This is a genomic window from Salegentibacter haimaensis (genome assembly GCF_054121495.1).
In genome coordinates, this window is sequence record NZ_JBSYGH010000015.1 from 34,746 (window position 1) to 46,789 (window position 12,044).

A 12,044-nucleotide genomic window follows, 5' to 3' on the forward strand; every position below is an offset into this window, starting at 1 on the left:
ATTGCAGAAGAAGTCTTCTGCGATCCTAAGGTTCACATTAATTCCAAAGGAGCGAAGGAAGTTGCACCAAATGATTCTTTTTTTGTAGGCTTTCAAAATAATTTATTTTTCATCAATTGACCATTTCCAAAGGCAAAACCTTAAGTTAAAAATTAAGCCACTATAAACTAGTAAAAATGTCAACAACCTTACTGATCCTCGGATTCATCATACTATTGTTAGCTATACATGATTTCTTTTACACCACCCTCTCCGCCAGTGGAGCGGGTTTTGTTTCTGAAAATGTGGCAATTTTATCGGATAGGATTATCCATTTTTGCGTCAGGATCTTTGGAAGAAAGGCTTATGATTATAATGGCCTATTTGTCAATCTTATGATCCTCTTAGTATGGCTTCTCCTGATTTGGCTTGGACTTTTCCTGGTGTACTCATCAAACCCTGAGGCTATAACCAACAGTAGCGGGAGAGCGGCGTATAACTGGGAAAGGCTCTACTTTACAGGTTATACCCTTTCCACACTTGGGTTGGGAAATTTTAAGCCTACTTCGCCTTTTTTTGAGCTGGTAACAAGTTGTTTTTCCTTCTTTGGGTTTATATTTATCACCAGCTCTATGACTTACTTCCTCTCAGTTTCATCTGCTGTAGTAAGAAAAAGAACTTTGGCAAAAAGTATATATAATCTTGGAAACCAACCCAAAGATATTGCAAGCAAATTATTGTCCTTAGATCCTTCCTACTGCTATCAGCAAGTTCACACGCTTCAGGAATTAGTCGATCAACATTCGGTGAGTCATCAGGCGTATCCCGTTGTTCATTTCTATAGTCGCTCTGAAGAAAAAGATTGTTTTTCTATTAATATTACAAGGTTAGATGAAGCGTTATCTATAATTATCTATTCAAATAAAGGAGAAAGTTTACAGGAAGAGATTGACTTGCTTCGCTCAGCAATTTCCAATTTTCTGCAGAACCTTGATAAAAATTTTTCCCGAAGTCTTCCTAATGTGGAAAATTCGGTGAATGGAGAGGATTTGCCAAATGATTTGGAAACCAATAATTCTAAAGAGCTAAGAGAGCGAAGGAGGATACTGGAAAGCCTATTTAAGAGTGAAGGCTTTAGCTGGAACAATGTAGTTGGTGGATAACAGAAGTAAAAACAAGTATAGTGACCGAAGTCTCTGATTTTTAACATCTTCAAGACCCAACCTATCTTAAGGGCAAACGTTAATTATCAATTTTGAAAAAGGAATTCTAGAAACCGGCCACCGAACTTATAGGTGCCGTTTCAGAATAGAAACTTCTGCCGGTATTTGATGGAACCAAATTAAATCCAATAAAGTATTTAATGCGCATACTTAAAAATTTGTGAAATTCTTATCTTGCCTTCCCTACAGCAAACCCTACCTCGCTGTAAGTAATAATGATATACAATTAACCTACTTAAGCTATACCAATTAAATGTCTGAAGATCATAAGAAGCAATTAGAACAGCAACTCTGGAATATTGCTAACACCTTACGGGGAAAAATGAATGCCGATGAATTTAGGGACTACATTCTAGGCTTTATTTTTTATAAATACCTCTCTGAGAAAATGGAAATCTATGCGAATACCATTTTAAAACCAGATGGTATTACCTATTCTACTATTGATGAAGACACCACAACCGGGCAGGAATATTTAGAAGCTATTAAAGAAGAAGCTCTAATTAAACTGGGTTATTTTCTCAAACCTTCAGAATTATTTAGCGCGGTAGCCAAGCGCGGAAATCACAAAGAGGTAAGCCTGGAAGAAGTGGCTCTGGCTGCCGATCCTGAAGCTGATTACCAAACTAAAAGCAATTTTATCCTGGAAGATTTGCAGACTATTCTAAACAATGTGCAGAATTCCACGATGGGTACCGAAAGCGAAGAAGATTTCGATAACCTCTTTGAAGACCTGGATTTAAATTCTACCAAACTGGGGAAAACACCTAAGGCCAGGAATGAAATTATTGCCAAAGTATTAGGGCATCTAAACAGAATTGATTTCAAACTGGAGCAAACCGAATTAGATGTACTCGGTGATGCCTATGAATATCTCATAGGAAAATTTGCCAGTGGTGCAGGTAAAAAAGCGGGTGAATTCTATACGCCCCAGGAGGTTAGTATGGTCCTGGCAAAGTTAGTGACCACCGGGAAAAAGAAACTAAAATCGGTTTATGATCCAACCTGTGGAAGTGGATCTCTATTGCTTCGGGTAGCTAAGGAGGTAGAAGAAGTAAACGATTTTTACGGGCAGGAACTCAACCGTACTACCTATAACCTGGCGCGAATGAATATGATCTTGCACGGGGTACATTACCGTAAATTCGATATAAAACAGGAGGATACTTTAGAGCACCCACAACACCTGGAGCATCGCTTTGAAGCCATTGTAGCCAATCCACCTTTCTCTGCCAAGTGGAGTGCCAACCAGCTGTTTATGAGTGACGACCGCTTTAGCCAGTATGGCAAGTTGGCTCCAAAAAGCAAAGCGGACTTTGCCTTCGTGCAGCATATGGTTTACCATTTAGCCGAGAATGGTCAAATGGCAGTAGTGCTCCCACACGGGGCATTATTTAGGGGAAGTGCTGAGGGCCATATTAGAGAATATCTTATTAAAGAGAAAAATTACCTCGATGCCGTGATAGGCTTACCGGCCAATATCTTTTATGGTACAAGCATTCCCACTTGTATAATGGTTTATAAGAAATGCCGTGAAAACCCCGATGACATTTTATTTATAGATGCCAGTGAGCATTACGAAAAAGTAAAAACTCAAAACGTACTTACCCAGGAAAACATAGATAAAATTATTAGTACCTACCACGAGCGCAAAACTGAAGATAAATACAGTTACGTGGCTCCTTTAAGCGAGGTAGCTGAAAATGATTATAACCTTAATATTCCCCGTTACGTAGACACTTTTGAAGAAGAAGAAGAACCGGTAGATATTGAAGCCGTGGCAACCGAAATTCAAGACCTCGATGCCAACATGCAGGAAACCGATGAGCTAATCGCTTCTTTCTGTAAAGAATTGAATATTAAAACGCCTTTTTAAGATGCAGGAAGAAAAACAATCACAACCACAATTACGTTTTCCTAATTTTGATGAAGGCTGGGACAGCATCAAACTAGAAGAAGTCTGTACTTTTTTCTCTGGTGGAACTCCAACTAGCTCCAATAAAAACTATTACAAAGGAGATATACCTTTTATTGGATCGGAAAATAGATATTAATTTTATTTGGTTCCATTTGTATTTAAATAACTGTAAATCAAATGATTGTTAAAAACTTTTTGTGTCTTTCTTTCCTTTGATTTAATAATATTCGTACTTTTATTGTGTCTCATGTGTGTCGCATATTTGGCGAGACACAAAAAAGTGTGTCGTTATGTTAAAAGTTCATTTAAGAAAGAAAAAATTAAGGACAGGAAAACTAAGTCTATATATTGAATATTATAAAGGCATACAAACCCTAGACAGCGGAAAAATTAAACACCTTAGAGATTACGAGTATTTACAACTCTATTTAGTTACTAACCCAAAATCAGCCATTGAAAAGAAGAAGAATAAAGAGCAACTCCAATTAGCTGAGCAAATTCTTGCAATCAGGAAAGCAGAAGTTTACCAAGGAAAGTACAGAATTCGGAGTGAACATAAAGGTAAGACTACTTTATTAGACTTTTATGAACAAAAGAAAGAGGAACGCTATGAGACAAAAGGGAATTATGACAATTGGGAAGCTGCACAAAAGCACTTAGAAAAGTATTGTCCTAAACACATAACCTTTAATGATGTAGATATTGATTTCATAAAAGGGTTCAAGAAATATTTGAATACTGTAGCAGTAACTAAAGGCAATAAGAATCTAGCACAAAACACAAAGCACACCTACTTTAACAAGTTTAAAGCTGCATTACGAGCTGCTTTTGACGAAGGCTATATGAAAGAAAACCTAATAACGAAGGTCAAAGGGTTTACCATGGCAGAATCCAAAAGAGAATATTTAACTTCTGAAGAATTACAAAAACTCTCGAGAACCCCTTGTGAAGTAAAGGTATTAAAGTCTGCCTTTCTATTTTCAGCACTAACCGGTATAAGATGGTCGGATATCAATAAATTAACTTGGTCTGAAGTAAGAAACGAAGGAATAGATAGTTCAGGAAATGAAATCTTTCGTATCATTTTCAAGCAGAAAAAAACGGAAGGGATGGAGTATTTATATATTTCTAAACAAGCAAGAGAATTGCTTGGAGAACGGAAAGAACCAAATGATCGCGTGTTTACCAATCTTCATTATAGTGCCCATATGAATCTAAAATTATTGCGATGGTGTATGTTTGCTGGTATTACTAAACATATTACTTTTCATTCCGCCAGACATACGAATGCTGTTCTACTTTTAGAAAATGGAGCTGATATATATACAGTTTCTAAAAGACTAGGACACAAAGAAATAAGAACTACAGAGATTTATGCCAAAATTATTGATAAAAAAATGAAAGAAGCTGCGCATTTAGTACCAAAACTAGAACTTGAAAACATTGAATAATACTCCTTTTAAGGTTTTTGCTGTTAATAACTTCATATTTCAACATTTAGGCTCATTTTATTTACTTTCAAATCAAACGTTTTACAACTTTAATTTATGAGCTTCGTGAATTTTGGGTTCATTTGCGCTTAAATGAACTTATTTAGCTGTTTATCAGTTATTTGTGAATAAAATATTTAAACAAAATCCATCTAATATTTTCTTTCTTTTTACTTTTATTTCGAGAATTCAACAAAAAGAAACAAAGCGCTTTGTTCATTATTAATCTATAAATAGAAGAAAATGGACAATATTAAACTAGAAGAAAAACTCGATAGAATTGAGAGCTTATTATTAGGCTCTAAACAAGTACTTACTTTAGAAGAAGCGTGTGATTATACAGGTATATCACGCAGCTATCTCTATAAATTAACTTCAGCTGGTATTATTCCTCACAGTAAACCAAATGGTAAAATGATATTTTTTGATATCAATCTCCTGAATGAATGGCTTTTACGAAATGACCGAAAATCCAAATGTGAAATAGAGAACATGGCATTAGACTATGTTTTAAAGAAAAAATAAACATCTAATCACATCGTTATGAAGGCAATACCATATATAAGGGTAGGAACCTCCTATTATAAAAAGGTACAAGCACCTACCATAGCCGGACATTTTAATGAAATTCTAGTGTCTTGGAGTATCGAAACTATTCGGCAAGATCATGGAAAGTCTTATTTGAGTAAGATCTCAAAATATGATGGGTTTACATGTATGCCAAATCACATTGATTTTAAACAGGAGTACAAAGGCTTTTATAATATCTACTCCCCTCTTGGGAAAACACCAAAGGAAGGTACAATGGAGACTACCCTGCATTTTATAGAGCACATTTTTGGTAAGCAATATGAATTAGGACTAGATTATCTTCAATTATTATATGCTAGACCTATTCAAGTACTACCTATTCTCTGCTTGGTATCGAAAGAACGATCAACTGGGAAAAGTACTTTTCTAAAATGGTTAAAGGAAATATTTGATAATAATCTTACTTATCTGACTAATGATAGTTTCAGCAGTCAGTTCAATGCTGATTGGGCCAATAAATTATTGATCTGTATTGATGAAGTTCTCTTTAACAAGGAAGAACTTACAGAACGTATTAAATATTTGAGTACTACCAATATCAATAAGCTAGAAGCGAAAGGTAAAGATAAACGCGAGGTTGAATTCTTTGGAAAGTTTATCCTTTGTAGTAACAATGAAGATAACTTTATTAAAATTGATGCCAACGAAACCCGGTTCTGGGTAATCAAAGTTCCTGTCATAGAAAAAGAACATACGGATTACCTGGAAAAGCTTATTGCTGAAATTCCTGCCTTTCTCTATTTTCTAAAACAAAGACAGCTTTCTACAAATCATTTAACACGTATGTGGTTTACTGCACAGCAAATCAAAACAGTTGCTTTAAAAAAATTGGTGCAACATAATCGCAATCGTGTTGAAAAGGAGTTGGCCAGCATCATTTTAAGTGTTATGGAAAAATTTGATTTAGAAGAAGTACACCTATGTCCTATTGATGCCTTACATGCATTAAATAAGACAAGAGTGAAAACCGATTTAACACAGCTTAGGCGGTTATTAAAAAAAGACTGGAAGTTAAAGAATCAAGATAACTCCAATAAATATCAAAAGTTTGTGATTTGGAGTGATGGAGATATGGATTTAAAAGATGCAAAAGGGCGCTATTTTACCATAGAAAAGCCTTTCCTAGTTCAAAATTTTGATGAATTGATGACAGATTGAGCCGAAGCCAGTGTTTATGGGGCTTAAGACCGTCATCACTTTGTCATCATTCTGTCATCAAAATAAAAAGTGATGACAGAAATTAATGTAAAAAACTCAAAAATGATGACGTGATGACAAAACGATGACAGAGAAAACTCAATGTTTACAAGCCTTCCAGAGGGATTGTCATCAAATCATCAAAAATGTTCTAAAAAATGAAGAGCTCATGAAAAAAGAAAAAATAAACTGTAAAAAAGCTCGAAATCTTTGCCTGCTAAAGGTATTGGCAAAATTCGAGCATTTTCCCAAAAGGGAATCGGAAAAAGAAGCTTGGTTTCTAAGTCCATTGCGGTCAGAAACACAAGCCTCTTTTAAAGTCTCTAAACTAAAAAATAGATGGTACGATCATGGATTAGGCATTGGCGGGAATGTTATAGACTTAATCATTCGAATTTTGACTTGCTCGGTTAAGGAAGCGCTGGAATTTTTAAACAACGAGACTTCTATTTTCTTTTTTCAACAGCAGCACTTTTTAAATGAAAAAAATAATGATTTATCGATTGTAAATATTCAACCAATTCAACACCTCGGGTTGGTGAATTATATAGCTTCAAGAAAAATACCATTGCTTACAGCAAAGAACTATTGTCAAGAAGTCTGGTATCGAAATAAGGACAAGACATTTTTTGCACTCGGATTAAAAAATTACGAAGGTGGATGGGAGCTTCGAAACAAGTACTATAAAACATCAACTTCCCCTAAGACATTCAGCTACATCAATAAGGGTCATAAAAGTTTACTGGTTACCGAAGGCATGTTTGATCTGTTTTCTCTAGATAGTATGCTAAAAGATAAAATAAAAGAAGTTGACATCTTAGTTCTTAATTCGGTTGCATTTGTAAATAATGTTGTTCCTATACTAACGAATTATGAAAAAGTCCTTCTCTATTTAGACAATGACCGATCTGGTGATTTGGCTACTAACTATCTATTGGATATATGTCCACAATCACATGATTGTAGGGAATTTTATAAAGGATTTAAAGATGCTAATGAAAAGCAGATGTCATGGATTTAAGAACGAAAAAACATAACTCAAAAACAGTTGATAAAACGATACTTCATCTAACTGAAGAACATTTAAAAGATGGTGATACTATTCTTTTAGATATCGGTGAAAAAGATTTGTTGGAAACAAATTCGAGATGTGTGCCTGTGGGCACAATCTCGATTACTCCCGATGGTCGCAATGAAAAAAAGAGTCGATTTAAGCGGAAAACCGAAGTGATAAAATTTAGGTGCACTTCCATGGAAAAAAAGTTATTGAAGAACAAGGCGAAAAGAAGTGGGCTGACACTCAGTGAATATTTTAGAAGAGTAGCGTTTGAAAAAAAGATTATCGAACGCTTGACCGAAGATGAGATTCTCATCTATAGCACTTTGGTAAAGTTTCATAACAACTTTAAGTCCATAGGAAATATGTATCGCAAACGAAATCCTAAACTCACTGAAGAAGTGTATCGATTAGCCAATGAGATAAAATCACATTTACAAAAATTGTCGCCATGATAGGAAAAGGAAAAGCTATTGCCCATACTCAAGCTTCAGTGGCTTATGGATGGAATCAGGAGAAAGGTGCAGAAGTTGTCTTTAAACAAGAATTGATTGGAGACAGTCCCAACGAAATTACCCAAGAGTTTAAAATGATTCAGGACCAGAATTACCATTGTAAAAAGAACACATTGTCCTTTGTAATCAGTCCAACCATAGAAGATGGGAAACGATTACAGCAAAAAGATCTTGAAATGATCTGTAAACGATTTATGAAAGAAATGAAATTGGAACAAAGACAAGCTATTGCATTTGTGCATAGAAATAAAGAACATACACATATTCATTTGTATGTGAATCGTATTGATTACCATGGGGTAGCTTATAATGATAGCTTTATCGGAAAAAGAAGTCAGTACGCAGCTGAAAAAGTCGCGGAGCAACTACAATTAACTACGGTGAAACAAGTGCAGTTCGAAAAGGAATTTTTATTAAAAGTGGTTCGACAGGAAATCAAGCAAAGGCATGAACTGACCTTAAAACAATTTTCACCAAAGAATTTTGAAGCTTATATCAAAGCTATGGAGACCAATGGCGTTAAAGTATTGCCAAGTATCAATAAATCAGGAAATATTCAAGGGTTCCGATTTGAATTTAACGGTTATAATTTGAAAGGTAGCGAAGTACATCGCAGCATGACCAGTGGCAACATTGGGCAGCGACTTTATGGGCAATCTAATAGTGTGATAAAAAACATAGCTCCAGTAAAAGTATTAGACAAGGCTATTCCTTTAGCCCCTAGATTGGTACTAAGCATTGCAAAGAAAATAGCAAAACGAGTTGTGAAACATTCTATTGACGCAGGGATTGGAATTTAAAAGAGTAAAAGTATGACTAGAGTTAAAGAATATATGGAATTGATAACTTCTGAACTAGAAGAATTCCGAGATGATGTAAACAGATTGGGAGCTATTAATGATCAAATCCGAGATACAAAGGTCGCAATTGACCTTTCGGAAATCAAACCACTTTTAGAAGCATATAACGAACAACTAAAAAGACAAAGTGAACTGCAAGAAAGACAATACAGAAGATTTGAAGTCTTATTCAAAAAAGCAGGAGTATACCCTAAATGGGCAATTATAACCTTTATTCTTGCTATTCTTATTTCAGTAGCATCAATGTTTTATGCTTATAAAACTAAAATAACATTAGAGAAATTCAGAGATGCAAACCGTATTGAAAAGATTATTCCGGGTGAATATGTGATATTAGCAATTAATAAGATCCGTGACTATTGTCATTTATGATAATAAAATTATTGCTTCCGCAATCTTAATTCTCATTGTTGCTGAATTCTAAGTCACACATAATAACTATTACTTAATTTTTTTAAACCAAGGGGCTACTATTCTGTGAATTTTAAAAATGATCTATCCCCAAGAAAAGTATTATTAATTTGCTCAATAATTGATATTTTATACTTTAAAATAAAAATATTATATTTATTCACTAAATTTATTAACTAACTTTTAAACTATGGCAAACGTTTTATGGTTACAAGGAGGCGCATGTAGTGGTAATACTATGTCTTTCCTTAACGCGGAAGAACCAACCGTTGTAGAACTCATTACTGATTTTGGTCTTAACATTCTTTGGCATCCAACTACTGGATTACAAATTGGAGACCAAGTTCAGGATTTATTAAAAGATATTATTGCTGGAAAAACCCAAATGGATATCTTAGTATATGAAGGATCATTAATTCAAGGCCCAAATGGCACAGGATCAATGAACTATTTTGCTGATCGTCCAATGAAAGATTGGATTAAAGAACTTTCTGAAGTAGCTGGTTATGTTGTTGCCATAGGAGATTGTGCTACTTGGGGAGGAATTCCTGCTGTACCACCAAACCCTAGTGAATCAACTGGTTTACAATTCCACAAAAAAAACAAAGGAGGTTTTCTTGGAGCAAATTACGTTTCAAAAGGAGGTTTGCCTGTTATAAATATACCTGGTTGCCCCGCACATCCAGACTGGATAACACAAATTTTAGTAGCAATAGCCGTTGGACGTATTGGCGATGTTGTTATTGATGACTACCATAGACCAAAAACATTCTTTACCGACTTTGTACAGGATGGATGTACGAACGTTACCAATTTTGCTCAAAAGGTAGATGGAAACTTTGGAAAACGAGGAGGTTGTCTATTTTATGAAGTAGGATGTAGAGGTCCAATGACAAGAGCAAGTTGTAATAATATATTATGGAATAGACAATCGAGTAAAACACGATCTAATCATCCTTGTTTAGGATGTACGGAACCTGGCTTTCCGCATCACGATTTAAAGAAGGGAAGTGTGTTTAATACAATGAAATATATGGGTGTATTCCCTAAAGAAGTTCCTACAGGGAGAAATAAAGTTGCATACTATTTAGAAGCTGGCTTCCAAAAAGTAATGCCTACGAATAAACGAGTAATGGAAACCTCTAAATAATTAAAACAACTAAAGATGTCAGTAAAAGAATTAAATATATCACCGGTAGGTCGTGTTGAAGGCGATTTAGACGTGAAAGTTTACATAGATAACGGAAAAGTAACCCGTGCACATACTCAAGCAGCCATGTTTAGAGGTTTCGAGAAAATTATGGCAGGTAAAGACCCACAATCAGGTTTAATTGTTACGCCTCGCATCTGTGGTATTTGTGGAGGTTCACATTTATATTGTGCTTCTTCTGCACTCGATACTGCTTGGGGAACAAAACTATCTCCAAATGCTCTTTTATTGAGAGCTATTGGTCAAGCCACAGAAACTATTCAAAGTATTCCGCGTTGGTTTTATGCCATTTTTGCCACAGATATGGCAAATAAAAAGTTTGCAGACAAACCGCTTTATAAAGAGGTAGTAAAACGTTGGGCGGCTTATGTAGGCGAAACATTTCAAATAGGCTTAACAGCCAGTGGATTACCAGTTCAAGTTTATGCTTTATTTGGCGGACAATGGCCTCATTCCAGTTATATGGTTCCGGGAGGTGTAATGTGTGCACCAACACTTAAAGATATTACCAGAGCGCATGCTATTATGACACAATTTAAAAACGACTGGTTAGAGCCAGTGTGGTTAGGTTGTACTATAGAACGTTACCTCGAAATAAAATCTTGGGACGATATGTTGGCTTGGATGGAAGAAAGCGAATCACATAAGAATAGTGACTTGGGACTTTTAATAAGAGCTGGATTGGAATTTGGTTTAGACACTTTTGGTAAAGGAGTTGGAAAATTCCTCGCCTTTGGAACCTATTTACATAAAGATTTATATAACAACCCAACCATTGAAGGAAGAAACAAAGCTTTAATCAGTTCAAGTGGATTTTTTGATGGGGAGAACTGGCACGAATTTGACCACTTAAAAGTAAGTGAACATGTAAAGCATTCCTGGTATAACAATCAGGAAGATGGTTTGCATCCTTGGGACGAACCGCTACCAACTCCAGCAAAATCGCAAACATTACACGATTCTGATTTTGATGGACAATATAGTTGGGCAAAAGCACCACGTTATGACGGTCACTCTGTTGAAGCTGGTCCTATGGCACGTTGTATTATGAATGGAAATCCAAATAATTTAGACCATCAAATAAAAGACCCATTCTTTATCGATGCCTATCGTAAATTGGGTGGTGCAAGTGTATTTACACGTGTGCTAGCACGTGTTCACGAAGCACCAAGACTATACAAGCTTATAGATCAATGGTTGTCTGAAATAGATTTAGACGGAGAATTTTATATCAAACCAGTAGAAAAAGACGGCAAAGGCTTTGGTGCAACCGAGGCGGCGCGAGGTGCTTTGGCACATTGGATTGAAATTAAAAATGGCGTTATAGAAAACTATCAAGTAATGGCTCCAACTACTTGGAATGTTGGACCAAACGATGCCAATGGCAATCCAGGACCAATTGAAGCAGCACTTGAAGGTACTGATATTGAGGACCCTCAAGACCCAGTAGAAGTTGGTATGGTAGCTCGTTCATTTGACTCCTGTTTGGTATGTACCGTTCACGCACATGACGAACAAAGCGGTGTTGAGCTTTCGAAATTCAAACTATAGATTATTAAAAATCAAATTATTAAAAAAACTTTCTTGAGGACT

General features: G+C 35.6%; 12 protein-coding genes. All 12 read left to right on the plus strand.

Translation table 11 applies throughout. The features are described from left to right. Nucleotides 1-176 precede the first annotated feature (176 nt). Nucleotides 177-1,142, plus strand: coding sequence for a potassium channel family protein (locus tag ACW6QP_RS13285; RefSeq protein ID WP_457911350.1), 966 nt, complete (start codon nt 177-179; stop codon nt 1,140-1,142). 313 nt (nt 1,143-1,455) lie between these two features. Then, the gene (locus ACW6QP_RS13290; protein ID WP_457911351.1) at nt 1,456-3,078 is read left to right on the plus strand and encodes a type I restriction-modification system subunit M; all 1,623 of its coding nucleotides are present in this window, start codon (nt 1,456-1,458) and stop codon (nt 3,076-3,078) included. Between the two features lies 1 nt (nt 3,079). After that, nucleotides 3,080-3,256, plus strand: coding sequence for a restriction endonuclease subunit S (locus ACW6QP_RS13295; protein WP_457911352.1), 177 nt, complete (start codon nt 3,080-3,082; stop codon nt 3,254-3,256). Between the two features lie 154 nt (nt 3,257-3,410). Beyond that, a complete protein-coding gene (locus ACW6QP_RS13300) occupies nt 3,411-4,571 on the plus strand; it encodes a tyrosine-type recombinase/integrase (protein ID WP_457911353.1) in 1,161 nt (386 codons plus the stop codon). 282 nt (nt 4,572-4,853) lie between these two features. Next, entirely contained in the window at nt 4,854-5,135 is a 282-nt protein-coding gene (locus tag ACW6QP_RS13305) for a helix-turn-helix transcriptional regulator (protein ID WP_457911354.1), read from the plus strand. Between the two features lie 18 nt (nt 5,136-5,153). Beyond that, a complete protein-coding gene (locus ACW6QP_RS13310; RefSeq protein ID WP_457911355.1) occupies nt 5,154-6,359 on the plus strand; it encodes a primase-helicase family protein in 1,206 nt (401 codons plus the stop codon). A 124-nt stretch (nt 6,360-6,483) separates the two neighbouring features. Next, on the plus strand, nt 6,484-7,419 hold the full coding sequence (locus ACW6QP_RS13315; RefSeq protein WP_457911356.1) for a toprim domain-containing protein: 936 nt from the start codon (nt 6,484-6,486) through the stop codon (nt 7,417-7,419). After that, nucleotides 7,410-7,910, plus strand: a complete 501-nt coding sequence (gene mbpA, locus ACW6QP_RS13320) for a mobilization protein MbpA (protein WP_457911357.1) — start codon at nt 7,410-7,412, stop codon at nt 7,908-7,910. Before ACW6QP_RS13315 ends, mbpA begins: the two co-directional genes overlap by 10 nt. Beyond that, entirely contained in the window at nt 7,907-8,770 is an 864-nt protein-coding gene (locus ACW6QP_RS13325; protein ID WP_457911358.1) for a relaxase/mobilization nuclease domain-containing protein, read from the plus strand. Before mbpA ends, ACW6QP_RS13325 begins: the two co-directional genes overlap by 4 nt. Before the next feature lie 12 nt (nt 8,771-8,782). Beyond that, entirely contained in the window at nt 8,783-9,202 is a 420-nt protein-coding gene (locus tag ACW6QP_RS13330) for a DUF6730 family protein (RefSeq protein ID WP_457911359.1), read from the plus strand. Nucleotides 9,203-9,431: 229 nt separating this feature from the next. Continuing rightward, nucleotides 9,432-10,391, plus strand: a complete 960-nt coding sequence (locus ACW6QP_RS13335; RefSeq protein WP_457911360.1) for an NADH-quinone oxidoreductase subunit B family protein — start codon at nt 9,432-9,434, stop codon at nt 10,389-10,391. A gap of 15 nt (nt 10,392-10,406) precedes the next feature. Further along, nucleotides 10,407-12,002, plus strand: a complete 1,596-nt coding sequence (locus ACW6QP_RS13340; protein ID WP_281139811.1) for a nickel-dependent hydrogenase large subunit — start codon at nt 10,407-10,409, stop codon at nt 12,000-12,002. The last annotated feature ends 42 nt before the right edge of the window (nt 12,003-12,044 follow it).

Excerpts from the sequence above, each read along its gene's own strand:
- ACW6QP_RS13295 (WP_457911352.1), top strand. The coding sequence starts at position 3,080 with ATGCAGGAAGAAAAACAATCACAACCACAATTACGTTTTCCTAATTTT.
- ACW6QP_RS13310 (WP_457911355.1), top strand. The coding sequence starts at position 5,154 with ATGAAGGCAATACCATATATAAGGGTAGGAACCTCCTATTATAAAAAG.
- mbpA (WP_457911357.1), top strand. The coding sequence starts at position 7,410 with ATGGATTTAAGAACGAAAAAACATAACTCAAAAACAGTTGATAAAACG.
- ACW6QP_RS13285 (WP_457911350.1), top strand. The coding sequence starts at position 177 with ATGTCAACAACCTTACTGATCCTCGGATTCATCATACTATTGTTAGCT.
- ACW6QP_RS13300 (WP_457911353.1), top strand. The coding sequence starts at position 3,411 with ATGTTAAAAGTTCATTTAAGAAAGAAAAAATTAAGGACAGGAAAACTA.
- ACW6QP_RS13335 (WP_457911360.1), top strand. The coding sequence starts at position 9,432 with ATGGCAAACGTTTTATGGTTACAAGGAGGCGCATGTAGTGGTAATACT.
- ACW6QP_RS13340 (WP_281139811.1), top strand. The coding sequence starts at position 10,407 with ATGTCAGTAAAAGAATTAAATATATCACCGGTAGGTCGTGTTGAAGGC.
- ACW6QP_RS13305 (WP_457911354.1), top strand. The coding sequence starts at position 4,854 with ATGGACAATATTAAACTAGAAGAAAAACTCGATAGAATTGAGAGCTTA.
- ACW6QP_RS13325 (WP_457911358.1), top strand. The coding sequence starts at position 7,907 with ATGATAGGAAAAGGAAAAGCTATTGCCCATACTCAAGCTTCAGTGGCT.
- ACW6QP_RS13315 (WP_457911356.1), top strand. The coding sequence starts at position 6,484 with ATGACAGAGAAAACTCAATGTTTACAAGCCTTCCAGAGGGATTGTCAT.
- ACW6QP_RS13290 (WP_457911351.1), top strand. The coding sequence starts at position 1,456 with ATGTCTGAAGATCATAAGAAGCAATTAGAACAGCAACTCTGGAATATT.
- ACW6QP_RS13330 (WP_457911359.1), top strand. The coding sequence starts at position 8,783 with ATGACTAGAGTTAAAGAATATATGGAATTGATAACTTCTGAACTAGAA.